The sequence below is a fragment of the Haladaptatus litoreus genome (assembly GCF_900156425.1).
GTDB lineage: Archaea > Halobacteriota > Halobacteria > Halobacteriales > Haladaptataceae > Haladaptatus > Haladaptatus litoreus.
The window spans coordinates 1,909,202-1,928,840 of record NZ_FTNO01000001.1 but is presented as its reverse complement, the minus strand read 5'-3'; the positions used below and the strand labels follow the sequence as shown (position 1 = coordinate 1,928,840).

Sequence of the window (19,639 nt, the reverse complement as noted above, 5' to 3'; positions counted from 1 at the left end):
CTGTACGACGTGCCGATAGAAAACGAATCGGTGCGTTTCTGGGGTGTTTTGGATGACGTTGAATGTCTTTCGTGTGGCAAAAACCGTTTCGTGAGCGACGCCGACCGGCGTCGCTCACGGGTTTGCGTCAGTGAGAAGTGCGCTGGCTGGGATTTGAACTCGTCAAGACATTCCTGCTCGGCTCACTCCGTTCGCCTGTGCGGGCTGTGACTTGTCTGCTCAAATCTCCGGGCGATTTCATCACTCGCGGTAGAGCGAGCACACGCTACGCGGTGCTCACGGGTTTGCTCGTGATAGAAGTGCGCTGGCTGGGATTTGAACCCAGGTTGTGACCATGGCAAGGTCACGTGATACCACTACACTACCAGCGCGTGGTGTTTTTCGACAGTACAATCTTGCTACGGCTAGGTATAAATGTATTACGCAAGCGGGATAGCGAGAGCAAGCCGAGAATAATCTTAATTGTTCTCGCGCGCGGGCGAGCGCAGGACGATTATCCACTGACACGAGCAGCGAGCGACGCCCAGCGACGTCGCTCACGGGTTTGCTCGTGATAGAAATGCAGCTGACTGGAATTTGAACTCGCCGAGACGTTCCGGGATGCTCACTTCCCTCCGGTCGTTGCGCTTCCGGGCGTGCGACTCGTCTGCTCAAATCCAGTGGCATTTTGCTCACAGACGACTCGCTCCGCTCGTCGTTGTGAGTTCGCAAAAGTGCGCTGGCTGGGATTTGAACTCGTCAAGACATTCCTGCTCGGCTCACTCCGTTCGCCTGTGCGGGCTGTGACTTGTCTGCTCAAATCTCCGGGCGATTTCATCACTCGCGGTAGAGCGAGCACACGCTACGCGGTGCTCACGGGTTTGCTCGTGATAGAAATGCGCTGGCTGGGATTTGAACCCAGGTTGTGACCATGGCAAGGTCACGTGATACCACTACACTACCAGCGCAGTGTTGCTTGCACTTCCTCGTATTCCCGACTACAGTATAAGACTTGCGAGTCGGGATGCCCTCGTGTGGCAATCACTCTCTTACTCCTCTTGATTCGGAGGGTTTCGGGCGTGTGAATACGTCACGCTCCCGAATCGGAAGCGTCACCCTTTTAACCATCACTGAGAAAATTTCGCTACAGTCTAGTGATGAGGCGTCGAAGCGTCACGGTATGACCGTCAACATACTCGTGCCGTCGTCCCTCGTCCGGGAAGCCGAAGACAAACGCGAGGCAACTCGCAAGATCGGCTACGTCGCCCGCGCGGCGACCATCTTCCGGGCAGATAACCTCATCGTCTTCCCCGATTCGGAAGGCGAGCGAAAATGGGGCGGCGGATTCGTCGAAACCGTACTCCGGTACGCCGCAACCCCGCCATACCTCCGAAAGGAGGCGTTCGGGAAGCAAGACGAGTTGGAGTATGTGGGCGTCCTACCGCCGCTCCGCGCACCATCGCAGACCGGCTCCGAATCCGACGATTCGGGGTCGTTAAGACAGGGAATCGTGACCGAGGTCGGACCTGAAGGGCGCGTCCGGGTCAATTGCGGATTGCAACACCCGATTTCGCTCGTCGTACCGTCGCAAATGACGGTCGGCGAGGGGGAGCGCGTTACCGTCAGGATCTCTTCGAGAAGACCGGTTCGTGCGAAACTCGTGGACGCCCCGCAGTCGGGCTACACAGTGATGCGCATGAACCTCTCGGCGGCCCTCGACCGCGACGATGCTGGCGTTCGAATCGCCACGTCCCGCTTCGGAGAATCGCTCTCCGTGGCGCGGCTCGACGAAATCGTTGCGCAAACCGAACGCGACGGCATGTCTGTCGTGTTCGGCTCGCCCGGTCGGGGACTGCCGGAGATACTCGGGGTTGAACCCGAGCGTATCTCCGCGGTCGAATCCGGCGTACCAGCCCGGTTCGACCTCTGGCTGAATACGGTTCCGAACCAAGGCAGCGAGGTCATACGAACTGAAGAAGCGATGTTCGCTTCCCTCGCCTGCCTCAACCTCAACAGCGAGTGATACGATGCCACAAACAAGCAGACCACGAAAAGGTTCGCTGGGCTTCGGCCCCCGTAAGCGTGCAACCAGCGAGGTTCCGCGCTTCAACTCATGGCCCGATAGCGACGGTCAGCCGTCGCTCCAAGGCTTTGCGGGCTACAAGGCAGGAATGACCCACGTGGTGATGGTCAACGACGAAGCAAACTCCCCCCGCGAAGGGATGGAGGAAACCGTTCCCGTCACCATCGTCGAGACGCCCCCAATGCGGGCCGTCGCTCTCCGAGCCTACGAAGACACGCCATACGGGAAGAAGCCGCTGACGGAAGTGTGGGGTAGCGAGTTCCACGACGAACTCGACCGCACGCTCAACGTGCCGGAAAACCACGACGCCGAATCCGCGGAGGACGAACTCCGCACCGCCATCGAGGCAGGCGACGTGGCAGACCTCCGGGTCATCACCCACACCGTCCCAAGCGAGCTGAAGAACGTACCGAAGAAACGACCGGACGTCATGGAAACGCGCGTCGGCGGCGGCTCCCTCACGGAGCGCGCCGACTTCGCGCTCGACGTACTCGAAGACGGCGGAGAACACGACATCACTGACGTGTTCCGCGCAGGCGAGTACCTCGACATCGGTGGCGTCACGAAAGGTAAAGGAACGCAGGGTCCCGTCAAACGATGGGGCGTCCAGAAGCGGAAGGGCAAACACGCCCGCCAAGGCTGGAGACGCCGCATCGGGAACCTCGGCCCGTGGAATCCGTCGCGCGTTCGCTCGACGGTTCCACAGCTGGGTCAGATGGGCTACCACCAGCGCACCGAACTCAACAAGCGCCTCATTTCCCTCGGCGACGACGACGAAGCCTCCGTCGACGGCGGATTCGTCAACTACGGCGAGGTCGATGGCTCGTACGCGCTCATCAAGGGTTCGGTTCCGGGGCCGAACAAACGCCTCGTGCGCTTCCGCCCTGCAGTTCGACCGACTGACCAACCGCGCCTCGACCCCGAGGTGCGCTACGTAAGTACGGAGTCTAACCAGGGATAACCCATGCAGGCAACAGTACGTGACCTGAATGGCGAGGAAGCTGACACGGTTGACCTTCCGGACGTGTTCGACACGACTGTCCGGACGGACCTCATCAAGCGTGCAGTGCTCGCCGCACAGGCAAACCGGAAACAAGACTACGGCACCGACCCGCACGCCGGAATGCGGACCTCCGCCGAGTCGCCGGGCAGTGGCCGCGGTATGGCCCACGTCCCGCGAACGAACGGAAAGGCCGCTCGCGTTCCATTCACCGTGGGCGGGCGTGTCGCACACCCGCCGAAGGCGGAGAAAGACCGAACGCTCTCCATCAACAAGAAAGAGCGAAAGCAGGCAATCCGAAGCGCCATCGCGGCGACGACGGATGCAGAGCGCGTCTCCGAGCGCGGACACCGCTTCGACGAGGACACCGAACTGCCGCTCGTCGTGAGCGACGAGTTCGAAGACCTCGTCAAGACGCAGGAAGTCGTTTCCTTCCTCGAAGCGGTCGGCATCGACGCCGACGTCACGCGCGCGGAGGAAAACAAGACGATTCGCGCAGGGCGCGGGACGACCCGTGGCCGCAAGTACAAGACGCCGAAGTCGATCCTGTTCGTCACCAGCGAAGAACCATCGCGCGCGGCGCGCAACCTCGCTGGCGCTGACGTTGCGACGGCGCGCGAGGTCAACGCAGAAGACCTCGCCCCCGGGACGCAGGCAGGACGACTGACCGTCTGGACGGAGAGCGCACTCGAAGAGGTGGCAGACCGATGAGCGTCATCGAATATCCGTGGGTTACGGAGAAGGCGATGAACGAGATGGACTTCGACAACAAGCTCCAGTTCATCGTTTCGCTCGACGCCACGAAGCCAGAGATTCGAGACGAAGTCGAAGAGCGCTACGAAGTCACCATCGAGAAGATCAACACCCAAGTGACGATGAAAGGGAAAAAGAAGGCGACCGTCGCGCTGTCGGACGATGACGACGCGCAGGACGTCGCCTCCCGAATCGGGGTGTTCTAACAATGGGACGAAGGATTCAGGGACAGCGACGTGGTCGCGGTGGACCGACTTTCCGCGCACCGTCGCACCGATACAAGGCTGAACTGAGCCACAAGCAGAACGAAGACAACGACTTGGTCACTGGCACGGTCGTCGGCATCGAACACGACCCTGCTCGCAGTGCCCCAGTCGCAGCCATCGAATTCGACGATGGCGACCAGCGACTCGTCCTCGCGCCGGAAGGCGTCGGAGTGGGCGAGGAGATTCAGGTCGGCGTCTCCGCCGAAATCAAGCCCGGCAACACGCTCCCGCTCGCCGAAATCCCGGAAGGGGTTCCGGTGTGCAACGTCGAGCGCCAGCCCGGTGACGGCGGAAAGTTCGCGCGCGCCTCCGGCGTCAGCGCGGACCTCATCACGCACGACCGAGAGGCCGCAGTTGTCGAACTCCCGAGCGGCGAAATCAAGCGATTGTCGCCTGATTGCCGCGCCACCATCGGCGTCGTCGCCGGTGGCGGACGAACGGAGAAACCGATGGTCAAGGCCGGTAACAAACATCACAAGATGCGAGCACGCGGCACGAAGTGGCCGAACGTGCGTGGTGTGGCGATGAACGCCGTCGACCACCCGTTCGGTGGCGGTGGCCGCCAGCACCCCGGCCGACCGAAAAGCGTTTCGCGGGATGCCCCGCCGGGACGAAAGGTCGGAGACATCGCGTCCAAACGAACTGGACGTGGAGGTAACAAATGAGCGGAAACGAATACCGAACCGGACGCGAGGGTGAGTTCACCTATCGCGGCTACGACCTGGACGAACTGCAGGACATGAGCCTGGAGGAAGTCGCAGAACTGCTCCCCGCACGCAAGCGGCGAAGCATCCTTCGCGGGTTGACCGTCGAGCAAGAGAAACTGCTCGAAAAGGCCCGGAACAAAACCGAGGAAGAATCGGCAAACAGCCCGATTCGGACGCACCTGCGCGACATGCCGGTGCTTCCATCGTTCGTTGACAAGACGTTCGCCGTCTACAACGGCAGTGAGTTCGAACGTGTCCGCATCGAGCCGGAGATGTTGGGCCACTACCTCGGCGAGTTCCAGCTGACCCGCAATTCAGTTGAACACGGACAAGCAGGAATCGGTGCGACCCGCTCCTCGAAGTTCGTGCCACTCAAATAAACCATGGGAATCAGCTACAGCGTCGATGCCGACCCGGACACCACCGCGAAAGGGATGCTTCGGGAGCGGCATATGAGCCACAAGCACAGCAAGGCGATTGCCCGCGAAATCAAGGGCAAAACTGCCGGGGACGCGAAAGCGTACCTCCAGCAGGTCGTGAACGAGGAGCGGTCGGTGCCGTTTAAGCAGCACAACAGCGGCGTCGGCCATCGCTCGGACATCGACGGCTGGGACGCAGGTCGCTACCCAGAGAAGGCGAGCAAGGCGTTCATCGAACTCCTCGACAACGTCACCGCCAACGCGGATGCGCAAGGCTTCGACGGCGAGTCGATGGAAATCATGCACGTCGCCGCCCACAAGGTCGGCGAAGTGCAGGGTCGAAAGCCGCGCGCATTCGGCCGCGCAAGCGCCTGGAACACCCCTGAAGTGGATGTCGAACTCATCCTTGAGGAGGTCGAAGAATAATGGCAGACGAACATCAATTCATCGAAGACGGGCTTCAGCGCTCGCAGATAGACGAGTTCTTCTCGGAAGAACTCGGTCGAGCGGGCTACGGCGGCATGGACGTCGCCAAGACGCCGATGGGGACACAGATCGTCCTCAAGGCCGAAAAGCCCGGTATGGTTATCGGAAAGGGCGGGAAGAACATCCGGAAAATCACCCGAGAACTCGGTGAGCGGTTCAATCTCGACGACCCGCAGATCGACGTTCAAGAGGTCGATGAACCGGATCTGAACGCCCGAATCGTCGCCGACCGACTCGCCAACGCGCTCGAGCGCGGTTGGTACTTCCGGAAGGCAGGTCACACGACCATCGACCGTATCATGGACTCCGGCGCACTCGGCGCCGAAATCGTCCTGTCCGGGAAAGTCACGGGCGCACGTTCACGCGTGGAGAAGTTCAACCGTGGCTACATCAAGCACAACGGTGAACCCGCACAGGAAATCGTCGACCACGGTCAGGGCGTCGCAGTGATGAAGCTCGGCACCATCGGCGTGGACGTCAAAATCATCCCGCCGGGAGCCAATCTGCCCGACGACTTCCACATCGAGGAGGGTGCGAACCCAGAAGAACTCGTTCCGGAAGCCGTCGAGGCAAACGAGCAAGCGGCCCTCATCGAGGAACCCGACGAGGAAACCCTCGAAGAGCTCGAAGCCGACGAGGAATCGCCGGAACCCGGCGAAACCGAAGTTGACGAAGAAATCGTCGAAGAAGTCATCGAGGAAGAGTCGGCAGAGGCAGACGACTCCGAACCCGAGTCCGTCGAAGAAGAACTCGACGAACTCGAAGAGGAAGTCGAAGCCGAAGCCGAGGAACTGCTCGAAGAGATGGAAGACGAGGAGAGTGAAGAATAATGGCGATCCTTCACAACGGAGAAATCCGCGACATGACGCCTGCCGAGCGTGAAGCAGAACTCGAAGAACTCGAGACGGAACTGCTCAACACGAAGGCAGTCAAGGCCGCGGGTGGTGCACCCGAAAATCCGGGCCGCATCAAGGAACTTCGCCGAACCATCGCTCGAATCAAGACGATTCAGCAAGAAGAAGGGGACTCTACGGAAGAGTAACCATGCCACTGACACCCGAGACGCTCACGAAACACGAACTCGCCGGTCTGCCCGTGCGAGTCGTTTCAGCCACGAATCCCGCCCTCGAAGGTATCGATGGTCGGGTCGTGTCCGAAACGATGCGCACGCTTACTGTCGAGTCCGCGTCTCGGTCGTGGCAGGTACCAAAGCAGGGCACGAGATTCGAGTTTAGACTCACAGATGAAGCCGCCGTTTCCCGCGAGGGAACGGGGACTCCGTCCAAACGGGAGTCGGAAACTGCCGGAGAACAATCCGGTCAGTCTGGCTTCTGCGAGGGCGGAGCCTACGTTACGGTGGATGGAGTCACACTGCTCTCACGACCCGCATTGCGTACCGAAGTAGGAGGTAATTCGAAATGGCGTTAGGATTGAACGTACCAGAACCGGAGGAGACATGCTCCGACGAGGACTGCCCGTTCCACGGAACGCTTTCCGTGCGCGGACAGATTCTCGAAGGAGAGGTCGCCTCCACCGACATGGAAAAGACCGTTGTCGTCGAGCGAGAGTACGACGTTACAGTGCCGAAATACGACCGGCAGATGAAACGTCGCTCCCGCGTTCCGGCCCACGCGCCGGAGTGCCTGACTCTCGAAGTCGGCGAAACGGTTCGTATCGCAGAAACCCGACCGCTCTCGAAGACGAAATCACACGTCGTCGTCGAGACCGTGGCGGACGACGCCACGGAGGGAGGTGACAACTAATGGAAGCGCTGAAAGCTGACGTGACGCAGGGCGTCGAGAAAGGCTCCCTGCTCAACTGTGCCGACAACACCGGCGCACGCGAGCTGAAAGTCATCAGCGTCTCCGGCTACCACGGCACGAAGAGCCGCCACCCGAAGGCGGGCATCGGTGACAAAATCACCGTGTCCGTAACGAAGGGGACGCCCGAAATGCGGCGTCAGGTGCTGGAAGCCGTCATCATTCGACAGCGCAAATCCATCCGCCGACCGGACGGCACGCGTGTCAAATTCGAAGACAACGCGGCCGTCGTTATCGACGACGTCGAAGAGCCGCGAGGGACGGAGATTAAAGGTCCCATCGCGCAAGAAGTCGCCGAGCGGTTTGGAAGTATTGCAAGCACAGCTACGATGATAGTATGACCCGACAACCACGCAAACAGCGAAACCAGACCGAACGCGCCCCGCTTCACCAGCGGCACCAGCAGGTCAAAGCGACGCTGTCCGACGACCTCCGCGAGGAGTACGGTCAGCGAAGCGTCCGCGTCAACGCGGGCGACACGGTCGAGGTCATGCGCGGCGATTTCGCCGGCGAAGAGGGCGAAGTGCTCGAAGTGGATATGAAAAACGCAGTCATCCACGTCGAGGAAGTCACCCTCGAAAAAGCAGACGGCGAGGACGTTCCGCGTCCGCTCGACACGAGCAACGTTCGCGTGACCGACCTCAACCTCGAAGACGACCGCCGCGAGGCGCGTCTGGAAGGTGATACCGAATGAGCAACCATCAGAAACGACTCTCCGTTCCGAACTCCTGGCCGGTCGAGCGAAAGACCGCCACGTTCACCGTGAAGGCCGGCGCTGGCCCGCACGGGCGTGACGGTGTCCCGCTCCTCATCATCCTGCGGGACGTGCTGGGCTACACGAACTCGAAGAAGGAAGCCCGCTACGCGCTCAACCAGGATTCTATCCTCGTGAACGGCGAGGCAATCAGCGACGAACAGCGACCCATCGGCATGTTCGACATCATCGCGTTCATCGAACGCGAAGAGTACTACCGCGTCTTCCCCGACGAAGGTGGACGCCTCGCGCTGACCCCCATCGACGCAGATGCGGCGGACGGCCGACTGGCGAAAATCGAAGACAAGACGCAGGTCACCGGTGGCGAAACGCAACTCAACCTCCACGACGGAAGCAATCTCCGCGTGGACGACGCCGACGACTACAGCACGAAAGACTCCATCGTCGTGGGTACCGAAGAGAAGGACATTCTCGCTCACTTCCCATACGAGGAAGGCTGTCTCGTCACTGCCGTCCGCGGTCAGCACGCGGGCGAAATCGGCGAAGTCGCCGACATCACGGTGACGCCCGGAAGCGGTTCGAACACCGTCACCGTCGAAGGTGACGACACCACGTTCGAAACCGTCGAAGAGTACCTCGTCGTCATCGACGAGAACTTTGCAGGAGGTGACGACGAATGAGCGAAGCCGAGGCCGATTTCCACGAGATGCGAGAGCCGAAAGTGGAGAAGGTCGTCGTCCACATGGGCGTCGGTGAAGGTGGTCGAGAACTCGCCAACGCCGAGGAAATCTTAGAGGACGTAACCGAGCAGGAGAGCGTCCGCACGCTGGCGAAGTCCACGCTTCCGGACTTCGGCATCCGTCAGGGCGACCCAATCGGTGCGAAGGTCACACTTCGCGGCGAGGCCGCCCACGAGTTCCTCGACACTGCGCTGCCGCTTTCCAGTCTCTCGAAATCGCAGTTCGACGAGACGGGGAACTTCAGCTTCGGTGTCGATGAACACACCGAGTTCCCGAGTCAGGAATACGACCCGAACGTCGGAATCTACGGGCTTGACGTGACCGTCAATCTCGTCCGGCCGGGCTACCGCGTCGCAAAGCGCGACAAGGTGTCCCGCCAGATTCCGTCGAACCACCGACTGACGGCCGAGGACGCAACGGCGTTCATCGAAGCCAACTTCGACGTTGAGGTGGACGAATGAGCGAAAGTGAGAACGACGCGACCGGCGAGCAGACGGCCAAACGCACTGGACAAATCGAAACGTGCCAGCGCTGTGGTCGAAAGCAAGGTCTGGTCGGAAAATACGACATCAATCTGTGTCGCCAGTGCTTCCGCGAGATTGCACGCGACATGGGATTCAAGAAGTACCGATAACCATGGCAGGAAACGACCCACTCAGCAACGCACTCTCAGGCGTGGACAATGCCGAGAGTGTCGGTCATCTGTCCCACACGGTACAGCCCGCCTCGAACGAGATTGGCAGCGTACTTGAGGTCTTTTACGACCACGGGTACATCGACGGCTTCGAGTTCGTCGACGACGGCAAAGCCGGTCACTTCGAGGTCGAACTAAAAGGCGCAATCAACGAATGTGGCGCGGTCAAGCCCCGGTACTCCGTGGGCAAAGACGACTTCGAGAAATGGGAGAAACGATTCCTCCCGGCCCAAGATTACGGGTCACTCGTCGTCACGACCAGCCACGGCGTCATGAGCCACTACGAGGCCCGCGAACAGGGAATCGGTGGCCAAGTCATCGCCTACGTCTACTAGAACCATGCCACGAGTAGAAATCGAAATTCCGGACGAGGTGACCGCTGACGTAGACCACCTCGACCTGACTGTTGATGGACCGGAAGGAACCGTTACGCGACGGCTCTGGTACCCAGACGTCACTGTCAGCGTTGAGGACAACGCAGTAGTCATCGAGAGCGATTCCACCGACGCCAAAACGAAGGCGACGATGGGAACGTTCGAGAGCCACGCACGAAACATGATTCACGGCGTGTCCGAGGAGTGGGAGTACAAGATGGAAGTCTTCTACTCTCACTTCCCGATGCAGGTTCGTTCCGAGGGCGACGCAGTCGTCATCGAGAACTTCCTCGGTGAGAAAGCGCCCCGTAAGACGAACATCCACGGGGACACCACCGTCGAAGTCAGCGACGAGGAACTGTTCCTGCGCGGCCCCAGTATCGAAGACGTGGGCCAGACCGCTGCGGACATCGAACAACTCACTCGCGTGAGCGGCAAAGACACGCGTGTGTTCCAAGACGGCGTCTACATCACGGAAAAGCCGTCTACAGGAGGTGCCTGATAGATGGCAGACGAACCAGAACAGATAGAAGACATCAGCGGTGTTGGCGATAGCAAGGCCGAGTCGCTCCGCGACGCGGGCTACGAGTCCGTCGAGGACATTGCCAGCGCCAGTCAGGACGACCTCGCCGAAGTCGATGGAATCGGCAACGCACTCGCCGCCCGTATCAAAGCGGACGTCGGTGCCCTCGAAGTCGAAGAGGAAACCGAAGCCGAAATCGAGGACGACGAGGCAGAAGAAGAGGAACCGGACGAAGATGTCGAAACCGAACTGCAACCACGCGGCCTGTCCGAGAAGACGCCTGACCTCGAAGACGAGGAAGCGCGACTTCTCCAACAGCGCAAACGCGAGGGCAAACCGCAGTTCAATCGACAGGACTACCACAAGAAAAAGCGGACGCCCAAATCGTGGCGCAAGCCCCGCGGTGCGCTGAGCAAGCAACGCCGCGGCATCAAGGGCAAAGGCGACATGGTCGAGGCGGGCTACCGCACGCCGAAATCCGTCCGAGGTAAACACCCGAGCGGATTCGACGAGGTTCACGTCCACAACGTCGACGACTTAGACGGCGTGGACGGCGACACGGAAGCGGTCCGTATCGCCTCGAAAGTCGGTGCTCGCAAACGCGAGCGTATCGAGGAAGTCGCCGAGGAAGAGGGCATTCGTGTCCTCAACCCGACCTACGTTGAAGTGGAGGTAGAAGAATGAGTGACCTGAGTGCACAGAAGCGACTCGCCGCCGACGTGCTCGACGTCGGGAAGAACCGCGTTTGGTTCGACCCCGACGCGCAGGGTGCCATCGCGGACGCGATTACCCGCGAAGACATCCGCGAACTCGTCGACGACGGGTCGATTCAGGCGAAAGACGCAAAGAGCAACTCCCGCGGCCGAGCCCGCGAGCGCAAAGCGAAGCGCAAATACGGTCACCGCAAGGGGCCGGGCACCCGGAAGGGGAAGAAGGGCGGCCGCAAAAACTCCAAAGAGGAGTGGCAGAACCAAATCCGCGCGCAGAGACGCAAACTGCGTGAACTCCGTTCCGAGGGCGAGATTACGAAGTCGCAGTACCGCGACCTCTACGACAAGTCCAAGGGTGGCGAGTTCCGTAGCGTGCAGTATCTGCTCAACTACATCGAGAACAACTACTAACAATGGCAACTGGACCACGATACAAGGTGCCGATGCGCCGACGCCGCGAGGTCCGAACTGACTACCATCAGAGGTTGCGCCTGCTGAAATCGGGCAAGCCCCGCCTGGTCGCTCGGAAGAGCAACCAGCACGTCAGGGCGCAGCTGGTCACGATGGGTCCCGACGGCGACAATACGGTTGCAAGTGCGTTCTCCGGCGATCTGGAGGAGTACGGCTGGGAAGCCCCGACGGGCAATCTCCCTAGCGCGTACCTCACCGGATACCTGCTCGGCAAACGCGCACTTGACGCCGATTACGAGGAAGCAGTCCTCGACATCGGCCTCAACACGGCAACCCCCGGTAGCAAGGCATTCGCAGTACAGGAAGGTGCAATCGACGCTGGCCTCGACATCCCGCACAACGACAGCGTGCTGGCTGACTGGTCGCGTAACCGCGGCGAACACATCGCCGAGTACGCAGAGCAGTTAGACGAGCCGCTTTACAGCGGCGATTTCGACGCCACCGAACTACCCGAGCACTTCGACGAAGTGCTCTCAACCCTCCAGGAGGACGAATAATATGTGTGCAAACTACAACGACGGCTGGGAACCCCAGACCCGTCTCGGCCGCAAGGTCGTCGAGGGCGAAATCGACACGATGGAAGACGCCCTCAACTCCGGACTCCCACTGAAGGAGCCGGAGCTCGTTGACCAACTCCTTCCCGGACTCGAAGACGAAGTGCTGGACATCAACATGGTTCAGCGCATGACCGACTCCGGGCGGCGTGTCAAGTTCCGCTGTGTCTGCGCCATCGGCAACCGCGACGGGTTCGTCGGCTACGCAGAAGGACGAGACGACCAAGTTGGCGGTGCGATTCAGAAAGCAATCGAGATTGCGAAGCTGAACATCGTCAACGTTCCCCGCGGCGCAGGGTCGTGGGAAGACCGCAGCGACCGACCGCACTCGCTCACCCACCGGACGACCGGTAAGGCGGGCAGTGTGGAAGTCGAACTCATTCCAGCACCCGCTGGACTGGGGCTTGCGGCGACCGACACCGTGCGTAAAATCCTCGAACTCTCGGGTATCGAGAACGCATGGACGAAGAGCCACGGCAACACGCGAACGACGCTCAACCTCGCCAAGGCGACGTACAACGCCTTGGAGAACGCATCGCAGGCACGCGGTCCGCGCGCCCGCCCCGACGAAGAGCCGGAGGTGGCTGACTGATGCGAGCAGTCGTTCAAGTTCGCGGTGAGGTTGACATGACGCAGGGTGTCCGTGACACGCTGAGCATGCTCAACCTCCACAAGGTCAACCACTGCGCGCTGGTTCCGGAGACGGAAACCTACCGCGGCATGGTGACGAAGGTCAACGACTGGGTCGCCCACGGCGAACCAGAGCAGGACGTTCTTGAGACGGTTCTGTCGAAGCGCGCACAAGTGCTCGACGGAAACGAGGACGTTGACGAGGAATGGCTCGCAGAGAACACAGAGTACGCCGACTTCGCCGAACTCGCGGAGGCGCTCCTCGACGAGGAGACGACGCTCCGAGAACAGGGACTGACGCCCGTCCTTCGACTCCACCCACCACGCGGTGGTCACGACGGCATCAAACACCCCACGAAAGAGGGCGGCCAACTCGGCAAACACACGACTGAGGAAATCAACGAACTCCTCAAGTCGATGCGATAACCATGAGTAAGAAACGACGCCAACGTGGCTCGCGCACGCACGGCGGCGGGACGCACAAGAACCGCCGCGGTGCGGGTAACCGCGGTGGACGCGGACGCGCAGGCCGCGCCAAACACGAGTTCCACAACTACGAACCGCTCGGAAAGCACGGGTTCAAACGACCCGAAGACGCAAAGGAGACGGTGCTCACCGTGTCCGTGCAGAAACTCGACGAAGACGCCATGCTCTTCGCAGCAGAGGGCATCGCCGAGGAAACCGACGACGGCTACGAAATCGACGCACGCGACGTCGTCGATGACGCCTGGGACGCCGACGCCGTCAAGGTGCTCGGCGGCGGTCAGGTTCGCAACAGCCTCGACGTGACCGCGGACGCCTTCTCGGCATCCGCAGTCGAACTCATCGAGGAAGCGGACGGCGACGCCGTCCTTAGCGACCGCGCCGAAGCAGAAGAAGAGGAGTCGGACGACGACGAAGACGAAGCCCAGTAATCTTCACCGAACATATTCCGTTTCTTGACGCCATTTCCTTGCTACCGACTGGTTTGTTTAGTGTGCTGCCCTGTTCGAACTGACGAATTGTACTGTCATTGAAAAGGATAGTATGTGACTCCCGGACACATATCGATTCGACGGTTACCCTCGGCTGGTCGAGGACGACTGAAACGTTCCCGTGATTCCGATTTTGATTTTCCGTTCCCGGTTGGACAACGTTCGCTCGACGCGAGAAAACGGGGGAAACTCCACGGACTGTCACATTGCGAAGTCGAAGGAGATACGTGTGATGAAGTCGGAGGCATAGTCAATGGGTTGGAAAGAAACCGCAGAACCGGTTTTGACACGGATGCCCACCGTCCAGCGCCCGGAGGGGCACGTCCCCTTCAAGCGCAAGCTAACGTGGACGGCAGGCGTTCTCGTGTTGTATTTCTTCTTGACGAACGTCACTCTGTACGGAGTGAATACGAGTACAGACCTCTTTGGTCAGTTCCGCTCGCTACTCGCGGGCGCACAGGGGTCTGTGTTACACCTCGGTATCGGGCCGATAGTCACCGCGAGCATCGTCCTCCAACTGCTCGGCGGTGCCGACCTCCTCGGACTCGATACGAACGATCCGCGCGACCAAGTGTTGTATCAGGGCCTCCAGAAGCTGCTGGTGGTCGTGATGATCTGCCTGACCGGCCTGCCGATGGTGTTCGTCGGTGGGTTCTTCCAGCCGGAGCAGGCGCTCGCCGCCGCGCTCGGCTCCACGATGGCCGTGCAGTGGCTCATCTTCGGGCAGATATTCGTCGGCGCGATTCTCATCCTGTTCATGGACGAAATCGTGAGCAAATGGGGTGTCGGGAGCGGTATCGGACTGTTCATTATCGCCGGTGTCAGCCAGAGCCTCGTCGGCGGGTTCATCTCGCCCGGAATGGAGGGACAGACGGGTATCATCCCGCAGTGGATTGCTATCATCACCGGCAGCGCGCAGAACGTTCCGTCGCTGCTGACGGGTGAAGGAATTCAGTTCCTCTTGTTCGACGGCGGCAGTTTGCTCGCCCTCGCGACGACGCTGTTCATCTTCGCCATCGTCGTGTACGCGGAAAGCGTGCGTGTCGAGATTCCGCTTAGCCACGCGCGAGTGAAGGGTGCCCGCGGTCGCTTCCCCGTGAAGCTCATCTACGCGAGCGTCCTGCCGATGATCCTCGTCCGCGCCCTGCAAGCGAACATCCAGTTCCTCGGGCGCATCCTCGACAGCCAACTCGGCGGTCTTCCAGCGTGGCTCGGTAATTACAGTGGTGGACAACCCACGAGTGGGTTCTTCTACTATCTCGCACCCATCCAGCAACCGGGAGACTGGATGTGGTGGGCCGGTGGTCCCGCGGCGACACACGAAGCGTGGCAAGTGCTCCTCCGCGTTGCGGTTGACCTCGGCTTCATGGTCGTCGGTGGCGCAATCTTCGCCATCTTCTGGGTCGAGACGACGGACATGGGGCCGGAGGCGACGGCGAAACAGATTCAGAACTCCGGGATGCAGATACCCGGCTTCCGCCAGAACACCGGCGTCATCGAGAAAGTGATGGAGCGGTACATCCCGCAGGTCACCGTCCTCGGCGGCGCGCTGGTCGGCCTGTTGGCCGTCATGGCGAACATGCTCGGCACCATCGGGGCAGTGTCCGGAACCGGACTCCTGCTGACGGTGTCCATCACGTACAAGCTCTACGAGGAAATCGCAGAAGAGCAGTTGATGGAGATGCATCCGATGATGCGCGAGATGTTCGGCGGATAATCTCCACGGAACACACTCGTTCTTTTTCGCGGTCGTGCTATCCGAATCACAGAAGGGTCTTGAGTTAGACCTTTGAGTCACGGAATATGCCGCCGAAGTCCTCCTTCCACGCACGTCTTTGTTCGGCGATAGAGCGACACCTCTCTACGCACGACGCCGACTTCGAGACACTCGGCAGAAACGACGCAACCAGCATCCTCGTTCCCTCCACCTCGCGCGATGGCATTCCCATCGAGATCACTGACAAAACCGTAGACCCGCACTCTGCGGACGTGCGCCGACAGGGTGAGCGGTACGCCCGAAAGAAAGATGCGAGCCTGTTCGTCACGGCGAACGAACACGACGCGTTCCTGTTCGGGCGAACCGAATCCACGACGGACGGTGTCGAATCCCCCACCGACGAAACAGAATTTGCGCGACGCCATTACGACCTTCGCACTCAGACTGTCGAGGAGTTCGTCGGGAAACTCGTTGCAGACGGTGTCGAATTGCAGGACGGTTCCGAAGTTTCCACCACATTCGACGACATCGTCGTCCCCCGTCTCCGGAGTTTTCACACCAGCATCTTTCCGCTGTACGAGTCACTCATCCGCGAGAAATTCGATGACTGCGACCGATTTCGAGAGTTGTTGGTTGAGTGGGCGCGGAAAAACGACTATCCGTTCGAATTTCCCGACCTGAAAGGGACGTTTCGAATCGCTGCCCAGCAGTACGCATATCTGCTGTTGAACCGAACCGTGTTCGCCGAACTCGGCCGCGCGGCCGAGTTCGGCGATGACCAGCCGTCGGATGAATCGGTGTACCCCTTCGACCAACAGCTTTCAGGGTACGTTCAGTCGGTGGGTGGCGACGGCTTCGCTCCGCTTTTCGAGGCCGATAGCGAATTTTTCGCCGCGATTCCGAACGACGACCGAACGCGGGAGCGGTTGTCCGACTTCGTCAGCAGTATCGAAGAAGAGCCGTTTTCGGCCATCGACACTGACGCAGTCGGGCAGTTGTATCAGAAGCTCATTCCAGTCGAAGAGCGCAAGGAACTCGGGCAGTTCTACACGCCGGATGCCATCGGACGACTTCTTTCTCGGTGGGCGATTCGGTCGCCAGACGACCGATTTCTCGACCCGGCCAGCGGTTCCGGAGCGATTGCGATAGAGGCGTACAAACGACTGGATGAGTTGGGGGAACTTTCCCACCGGGAAATCCTCCGACGAATCACAGCGGTCGATATAAACGAGTTTCCGCTCCATCTCACCGCGCTCAATCTCGCGACCCGGAACGTCCGCGAACCGACGACGAAGCGATTTGCGTACCACGCCGACTTCTTCGACCTCGAACCGGGGACGGGACGGCCGAATACGGAAGCAAACGAGGAGGAATCCACAACGGGCGACGCAATCGGGACGTTCGACGCGACGGTGGCAAATCCACCCTACGTCCGACAGGAGTTTCTGTACCCGAACCGCGACCATTTCCGCGAACACCTACGGCGGTTCGAACCTTCGCCGCGGAACTACTACGACGGCGGGAAAGCAATCGACGGACGAAGCGACCTCTACTGTTACTTCCTCACGAACGTCACCCGATTTCTCCGAGAGGGGGCGCGATTGGCGTGGGTCGTTCCGACGAAGTGGATGGCAACGGATTACGGCCCGTCGCTCCGCCGATTTCTCTACGACCAGTACAAAGTCGAAGCGGTGGTCGGTTTCCGAAATCGCCTCTTCGAGGATGCATTGGTCGATACGGTGTTGTTGTTGATGGAACGAACCGACGACGCGGCGGCGCGCGAGAACACGCAGACGAAGTTCGTTCGTCTCAACGAACGGATGGACGACGACGACGTGTTGGCACTCATCGACCGAACCGAGGACGTTCCGGACGGGAGTTACATGACGATTCGAGGGGGTTCGGCGTATCGAACGATTACTATCTCGCAATCGTATCTGGCGAACAATTCCGAAGCGAAACTCCAGCAGTACATCACTGCTCCGACACTTTACACGGCGGTTTTGGAACACGAAAATACGGTTACGCTGTCCGACATCGCCACGATAACGCGGGGGAAGAAAACGGGGGCGAATCCGATTTTCGTCCTCGATAGGGAAACAGTCCACTCTCACGCCATCGACGACCGATTCCTGCGACCCGCGGTAAAGAGCGTGAGGGAAGTCGATGGGTACGAGCAGACGGCACCGGACGCGGAACGGTGGATGCTCGACATGGACGAGTACGTTTCGGCGGTCGCATCAGACGCTGAAGCTACGGCCGAATCGGCGGGAGAGACCAGGAACGACCCCGCAGACAACGTCACGTCTGCACTACAGCGCGACGGCTACGAGGGCGTGCTGTCGTATCTTCGCTGGGCGGAGACACACTCCGCTCGGTCGAACAAGTCGGTGAAACTCAACGAACCGTGGTTCGATATGGGTCGGTTGGACGACAACACTGCCCCAATCATCTGTCCGCAGGCGATGGACACGCACCGGTTTTTCGCCCGAACCGACGAGAAAATCGTCGCCAGCAACCGGTTTCTGTTGGTACGACCGACGACGGTCGATTCCGCGCTCCTGCTCGGACTGCTGAACTCCAGCCTCTCGAAAATCGTCATCGAAAGCCACGGGAGAGTCACCGGCGGCGGGGCGATAAACCTCTCAAGTTCCGACCTTCGAACGCTCCACGTCGTTGACCCGGATAGCTTGACCGACGAGCAAAAGGAAACCGTCCGGAACGGATTCGAAACGTTGGCCGATGGCGACGAACGCGGACGCGACGACATCGACGACGTCGTCGCGTCCGTTCTCGGTTTCGACCTCGACGTCGGTGAAATACGAGAGATTGCACGAACGCTCAAACTGGTGCGGCGGAAGAAAGGACAGGAAGTGGCCGCACTGATTCGGAGCGTAGACGAGTTAGAGAGCGGTATCGAGGTGGCGTTCGGCGACACTCGGGGACGGAACGAGTAGGTCACATCAAAATTCAGGGGCGTCGATTTATGCGTCATCGCGCTGTCGTACTCTCATGAACAGGGAACGTGGGTTTTTGGTGTTCCTCATCGCCGTGTTCGGCCTCCTCGCCGGACTGTTAGTCAAGCCGTTTCTCCAGTTCGTACTGGCCGCAATTCTGCTGAGCTACGTCCTCTATCCGCTTCAAAAACGGCTCGCGCCGCGAATCGGCCCGCGGATTTCGGCGCTGTTGCTTCTCGTCACGACCACGCTCGTGATACTCGTCCCCATCGCGACGTTCTTGGTCATCGCCGTCGAGCAGGCGGCGACGATTCTTCAGGCAGTCCTCCGCGGCGACCCGCAGTTCCTCGAACTGCTCGACCTCGTCGAACGCTACACCGGAATCACCATCGAGGGGCGAAACATTCGGGAGTTCATTCCGGAGGACATCACCTCCCAAATCGTGGACAACGCGATGAGCATCTTCGGTGGGATTTCCGACGCCCTCATCGGAATCACGATTCTGGCGTTTCTCCTGTACTACCTCCTCGTGGACGGCGAAACCTTGCTCCGCTGGATTCGACGAAGCACGCCCCTTCCGACGTCGGTACAGGACGAACTGTACGGCGAGATGAATCAGGTCATGTGGGGCGTGCTGGTCGGCAACGTCCTCGTAGCGGTCGTACAAGGCGTATTGACGGGTATAGGCCTCGCCATCGCGGGCGTTCCAGGCGTCGTGTTCTGGACAGTCGTCACCACACTCCTCTCGCTCCTTCCGATTATCGGGGCCTCCGTCGTCTGGCTTCCGGCGTCAGCGTATCTGTTCGTCGTGAACCGTCCGATACCCGCCCTGTTTCTGTTCGTCTACGGAACGCTCGTCATCAGCCTCTCGGACAACTATCTGCGCCCCGTGGTCAGCGGCCGCGAGGCACGACTGAATCCCGGCCTGCTCGTCGTCGGCATTTTCGGCGGCGTCTACGCGTTCGGTTTCATGGGACTCTTTTTCGGCCCCATCGTCCTCGGCGTATTTCGCTCGCTCGTCACGGTGTTCGCCCGCGAATACGCCCCTCGGGTGTGAGTTACATTTC

The 19,639-nt window shown here is 60.2% G+C and carries 27 protein-coding genes and 2 tRNA genes; 27 read left to right on the top strand and 2 right to left on the bottom strand.

The features are described from left to right. Positions 1-300: 300 nt before the first annotated feature. Positions 301-371: transfer RNA gene (locus BW974_RS10210), tRNA-Gly, on the bottom strand. Between the two features lie 505 nt (positions 372-876). Next, a tRNA-Gly gene (locus BW974_RS10205) sits at positions 877-947 on the bottom strand. A 212-nt stretch (positions 948-1,159) separates the two neighbouring features. Here BW974_RS10205 and BW974_RS10200 point away from each other — a divergent pair. The 27 genes from BW974_RS10200 to BW974_RS10070 all read left to right on the top strand — a co-directional run bounded on the left by BW974_RS10200 (position 1,160) and on the right by BW974_RS10070 (position 19,629). Next, on the top strand, positions 1,160-2,002 hold the full coding sequence (locus BW974_RS10200) for a putative RNA uridine N3 methyltransferase (RefSeq protein ID WP_076430015.1): 843 nt from the start codon (positions 1,160-1,162) through the stop codon (positions 2,000-2,002). 4 nt (positions 2,003-2,006) lie between these two features. Continuing rightward, positions 2,007-3,023, top strand: coding sequence for a 50S ribosomal protein L3 (locus tag BW974_RS10195; RefSeq protein WP_076430014.1), 1,017 nt, complete (start codon positions 2,007-2,009; stop codon positions 3,021-3,023). Positions 3,024-3,026: 3 nt separating this feature from the next. Beyond that, on the top strand, positions 3,027-3,773 hold the full coding sequence (gene rpl4p, locus BW974_RS10190) for a 50S ribosomal protein L4 (protein ID WP_076430013.1): 747 nt from the start codon (positions 3,027-3,029) through the stop codon (positions 3,771-3,773). Further along, complete coding sequence (locus BW974_RS10185; RefSeq protein WP_076430012.1) at positions 3,770-4,021, top strand: 50S ribosomal protein L23; 252 nt, start codon at positions 3,770-3,772, stop codon at positions 4,019-4,021. The genes rpl4p and BW974_RS10185 overlap by 4 nt, the downstream gene beginning before the upstream one ends. Before the next feature lie 2 nt (positions 4,022-4,023). Beyond that, positions 4,024-4,746, top strand: a complete 723-nt coding sequence (locus BW974_RS10180; RefSeq protein WP_049969842.1) for a 50S ribosomal protein L2 — start codon at positions 4,024-4,026, stop codon at positions 4,744-4,746. Further along, positions 4,743-5,168 (top strand): 30S ribosomal protein S19, encoded by a 426-nt coding sequence (locus tag BW974_RS10175; protein WP_049969843.1) that lies wholly within the window; start codon positions 4,743-4,745, stop codon positions 5,166-5,168. Before BW974_RS10180 ends, BW974_RS10175 begins: the two co-directional genes overlap by 4 nt. A gap of 3 nt (positions 5,169-5,171) precedes the next feature. Further along, a complete protein-coding gene (locus tag BW974_RS10170; RefSeq protein WP_076430011.1) occupies positions 5,172-5,633 on the top strand; it encodes a 50S ribosomal protein L22 in 462 nt (153 codons plus the stop codon). Further along, a complete protein-coding gene (locus tag BW974_RS10165; RefSeq protein ID WP_076430010.1) occupies positions 5,633-6,523 on the top strand; it encodes a 30S ribosomal protein S3 in 891 nt (296 codons plus the stop codon). Before BW974_RS10170 ends, BW974_RS10165 begins: the two co-directional genes overlap by 1 nt. Further along, on the top strand, positions 6,523-6,735 hold the full coding sequence (gene rpmC, locus BW974_RS10160; RefSeq protein WP_076430009.1) for a 50S ribosomal protein L29: 213 nt from the start codon (positions 6,523-6,525) through the stop codon (positions 6,733-6,735). Before BW974_RS10165 ends, rpmC begins: the two co-directional genes overlap by 1 nt. 2 nt (positions 6,736-6,737) lie before the next feature. Then, positions 6,738-7,121: a ribonuclease P protein component 1 gene (locus tag BW974_RS10155; protein WP_076430008.1), complete on the top strand. Its 384-nt coding sequence runs from the start codon at positions 6,738-6,740 to the stop codon at positions 7,119-7,121. Continuing rightward, a complete protein-coding gene (locus BW974_RS10150; RefSeq protein WP_076430007.1) occupies positions 7,112-7,456 on the top strand; it encodes a 30S ribosomal protein S17 in 345 nt (114 codons plus the stop codon). Before BW974_RS10155 ends, BW974_RS10150 begins: the two co-directional genes overlap by 10 nt. After that, positions 7,456-7,854 (top strand): 50S ribosomal protein L14, encoded by a 399-nt coding sequence (locus BW974_RS10145; protein ID WP_049969849.1) that lies wholly within the window; start codon positions 7,456-7,458, stop codon positions 7,852-7,854. The genes BW974_RS10150 and BW974_RS10145 overlap by 1 nt, the downstream gene beginning before the upstream one ends. Continuing rightward, on the top strand, positions 7,851-8,207 hold the full coding sequence (gene rplX / locus BW974_RS10140; protein WP_076430006.1) for a 50S ribosomal protein L24: 357 nt from the start codon (positions 7,851-7,853) through the stop codon (positions 8,205-8,207). The genes BW974_RS10145 and rplX overlap by 4 nt, the downstream gene beginning before the upstream one ends. Beyond that, complete coding sequence (locus BW974_RS10135) at positions 8,204-8,908, top strand: 30S ribosomal protein S4e (RefSeq protein WP_076430005.1); 705 nt, start codon at positions 8,204-8,206, stop codon at positions 8,906-8,908. Before rplX ends, BW974_RS10135 begins: the two co-directional genes overlap by 4 nt. Continuing rightward, on the top strand, positions 8,905-9,429 hold the full coding sequence (locus BW974_RS10130) for a 50S ribosomal protein L5 (protein WP_076430004.1): 525 nt from the start codon (positions 8,905-8,907) through the stop codon (positions 9,427-9,429). The genes BW974_RS10135 and BW974_RS10130 overlap by 4 nt, the downstream gene beginning before the upstream one ends. Beyond that, positions 9,426-9,602, top strand: coding sequence for a 30S ribosomal protein S14 (locus BW974_RS10125; RefSeq protein ID WP_049969853.1), 177 nt, complete (start codon positions 9,426-9,428; stop codon positions 9,600-9,602). The genes BW974_RS10130 and BW974_RS10125 overlap by 4 nt, the downstream gene beginning before the upstream one ends. Before the next feature lie 2 nt (positions 9,603-9,604). Then, the gene (locus tag BW974_RS10120; RefSeq protein ID WP_076430003.1) at positions 9,605-9,997 is read left to right on the top strand and encodes a 30S ribosomal protein S8; all 393 of its coding nucleotides are present in this window, start codon (positions 9,605-9,607) and stop codon (positions 9,995-9,997) included. Positions 9,998-10,001: 4 nt separating this feature from the next. After that, complete coding sequence (locus BW974_RS10115; RefSeq protein ID WP_076430002.1) at positions 10,002-10,538, top strand: 50S ribosomal protein L6; 537 nt, start codon at positions 10,002-10,004, stop codon at positions 10,536-10,538. A 3-nt stretch (positions 10,539-10,541) separates the two neighbouring features. Further along, the gene (locus BW974_RS10110; RefSeq protein ID WP_076430001.1) at positions 10,542-11,243 is read left to right on the top strand and encodes a 50S ribosomal protein L32e; all 702 of its coding nucleotides are present in this window, start codon (positions 10,542-10,544) and stop codon (positions 11,241-11,243) included. Beyond that, positions 11,240-11,680 (top strand): 50S ribosomal protein L19e, encoded by a 441-nt coding sequence (locus BW974_RS10105; protein WP_076430000.1) that lies wholly within the window; start codon positions 11,240-11,242, stop codon positions 11,678-11,680. Before BW974_RS10110 ends, BW974_RS10105 begins: the two co-directional genes overlap by 4 nt. A gap of 2 nt (positions 11,681-11,682) precedes the next feature. Beyond that, positions 11,683-12,237, top strand: coding sequence for a 50S ribosomal protein L18 (locus BW974_RS10100; protein ID WP_076429999.1), 555 nt, complete (start codon positions 11,683-11,685; stop codon positions 12,235-12,237). Between the two features lies 1 nt (position 12,238). Continuing rightward, the gene (locus tag BW974_RS10095) at positions 12,239-12,886 is read left to right on the top strand and encodes a 30S ribosomal protein S5 (protein ID WP_076429998.1); all 648 of its coding nucleotides are present in this window, start codon (positions 12,239-12,241) and stop codon (positions 12,884-12,886) included. Continuing rightward, complete coding sequence (rpmD, locus tag BW974_RS10090; RefSeq protein WP_076429997.1) at positions 12,886-13,350, top strand: 50S ribosomal protein L30; 465 nt, start codon at positions 12,886-12,888, stop codon at positions 13,348-13,350. The genes BW974_RS10095 and rpmD overlap by 1 nt, the downstream gene beginning before the upstream one ends. A 2-nt stretch (positions 13,351-13,352) precedes the next feature. Beyond that, complete coding sequence (locus tag BW974_RS10085) at positions 13,353-13,838, top strand: uL15m family ribosomal protein (protein ID WP_076429996.1); 486 nt, start codon at positions 13,353-13,355, stop codon at positions 13,836-13,838. Positions 13,839-14,151: 313 nt separating this feature from the next. Continuing rightward, positions 14,152-15,615 carry a preprotein translocase subunit SecY gene (gene secY / locus BW974_RS10080; protein WP_076429995.1) on the top strand — a complete coding sequence of 488 codons (1,464 nt, stop codon included), beginning with the start codon at positions 14,152-14,154 and terminating at the stop codon, positions 15,613-15,615. An 86-nt stretch (positions 15,616-15,701) separates the two neighbouring features. Continuing rightward, positions 15,702-18,572, top strand: a complete 2,871-nt coding sequence (locus tag BW974_RS10075; protein ID WP_076429994.1) for an HsdM family class I SAM-dependent methyltransferase — start codon at positions 15,702-15,704, stop codon at positions 18,570-18,572. A gap of 55 nt (positions 18,573-18,627) precedes the next feature. Next, positions 18,628-19,629: an AI-2E family transporter gene (locus BW974_RS10070; protein ID WP_076429993.1), complete on the top strand. Its 1,002-nt coding sequence runs from the start codon at positions 18,628-18,630 to the stop codon at positions 19,627-19,629. Positions 19,630-19,639: the final 10 nt, after the last annotated feature.

What these genes read in the sequence shown, in the direction of transcription:
- rpl4p (WP_076430013.1), top strand. Translation starts at nt 3,027, where the DNA reads ATGCAGGCAACAGTACGTGACCTGAATGGCGAGGAAGCTGACACGGTT.
- rpmD (WP_076429997.1), top strand. Translation starts at nt 12,886, where the DNA reads ATGCGAGCAGTCGTTCAAGTTCGCGGTGAGGTTGACATGACGCAGGGT.
- BW974_RS10175 (WP_049969843.1), top strand. Translation starts at nt 4,743, where the DNA reads ATGAGCGGAAACGAATACCGAACCGGACGCGAGGGTGAGTTCACCTAT.
- BW974_RS10100 (WP_076429999.1), top strand. Translation starts at nt 11,683, where the DNA reads ATGGCAACTGGACCACGATACAAGGTGCCGATGCGCCGACGCCGCGAG.
- BW974_RS10200 (WP_076430015.1), top strand. Translation starts at nt 1,160, where the DNA reads ATGACCGTCAACATACTCGTGCCGTCGTCCCTCGTCCGGGAAGCCGAA.
- BW974_RS10075 (WP_076429994.1), top strand. Translation starts at nt 15,702, where the DNA reads ATGCCGCCGAAGTCCTCCTTCCACGCACGTCTTTGTTCGGCGATAGAG.
- rpmC (WP_076430009.1), top strand. Translation starts at nt 6,523, where the DNA reads ATGGCGATCCTTCACAACGGAGAAATCCGCGACATGACGCCTGCCGAG.
- BW974_RS10165 (WP_076430010.1), top strand. Translation starts at nt 5,633, where the DNA reads ATGGCAGACGAACATCAATTCATCGAAGACGGGCTTCAGCGCTCGCAG.
- BW974_RS10105 (WP_076430000.1), top strand. Translation starts at nt 11,240, where the DNA reads ATGAGTGACCTGAGTGCACAGAAGCGACTCGCCGCCGACGTGCTCGAC.
- BW974_RS10070 (WP_076429993.1), top strand. Translation starts at nt 18,628, where the DNA reads ATGAACAGGGAACGTGGGTTTTTGGTGTTCCTCATCGCCGTGTTCGGC.
- BW974_RS10110 (WP_076430001.1), top strand. Translation starts at nt 10,542, where the DNA reads ATGGCAGACGAACCAGAACAGATAGAAGACATCAGCGGTGTTGGCGAT.
- BW974_RS10195 (WP_076430014.1), top strand. Translation starts at nt 2,007, where the DNA reads ATGCCACAAACAAGCAGACCACGAAAAGGTTCGCTGGGCTTCGGCCCC.
- BW974_RS10125 (WP_049969853.1), top strand. Translation starts at nt 9,426, where the DNA reads ATGAGCGAAAGTGAGAACGACGCGACCGGCGAGCAGACGGCCAAACGC.
- BW974_RS10130 (WP_076430004.1), top strand. Translation starts at nt 8,905, where the DNA reads ATGAGCGAAGCCGAGGCCGATTTCCACGAGATGCGAGAGCCGAAAGTG.
- rplX (WP_076430006.1), top strand. Translation starts at nt 7,851, where the DNA reads ATGACCCGACAACCACGCAAACAGCGAAACCAGACCGAACGCGCCCCG.
- BW974_RS10185 (WP_076430012.1), top strand. Translation starts at nt 3,770, where the DNA reads ATGAGCGTCATCGAATATCCGTGGGTTACGGAGAAGGCGATGAACGAG.
- BW974_RS10115 (WP_076430002.1), top strand. Translation starts at nt 10,002, where the DNA reads ATGCCACGAGTAGAAATCGAAATTCCGGACGAGGTGACCGCTGACGTA.
- BW974_RS10085 (WP_076429996.1), top strand. Translation starts at nt 13,353, where the DNA reads ATGAGTAAGAAACGACGCCAACGTGGCTCGCGCACGCACGGCGGCGGG.
- BW974_RS10155 (WP_076430008.1), top strand. Translation starts at nt 6,738, where the DNA reads ATGCCACTGACACCCGAGACGCTCACGAAACACGAACTCGCCGGTCTG.
- BW974_RS10120 (WP_076430003.1), top strand. Translation starts at nt 9,605, where the DNA reads ATGGCAGGAAACGACCCACTCAGCAACGCACTCTCAGGCGTGGACAAT.
- BW974_RS10170 (WP_076430011.1), top strand. Translation starts at nt 5,172, where the DNA reads ATGGGAATCAGCTACAGCGTCGATGCCGACCCGGACACCACCGCGAAA.
- BW974_RS10135 (WP_076430005.1), top strand. Translation starts at nt 8,204, where the DNA reads ATGAGCAACCATCAGAAACGACTCTCCGTTCCGAACTCCTGGCCGGTC.
- BW974_RS10150 (WP_076430007.1), top strand. Translation starts at nt 7,112, where the DNA reads ATGGCGTTAGGATTGAACGTACCAGAACCGGAGGAGACATGCTCCGAC.
- BW974_RS10145 (WP_049969849.1), top strand. Translation starts at nt 7,456, where the DNA reads ATGGAAGCGCTGAAAGCTGACGTGACGCAGGGCGTCGAGAAAGGCTCC.
- BW974_RS10095 (WP_076429998.1), top strand. Translation starts at nt 12,239, where the DNA reads ATGTGTGCAAACTACAACGACGGCTGGGAACCCCAGACCCGTCTCGGC.
- BW974_RS10180 (WP_049969842.1), top strand. Translation starts at nt 4,024, where the DNA reads ATGGGACGAAGGATTCAGGGACAGCGACGTGGTCGCGGTGGACCGACT.
- secY (WP_076429995.1), top strand. Translation starts at nt 14,152, where the DNA reads ATGGGTTGGAAAGAAACCGCAGAACCGGTTTTGACACGGATGCCCACC.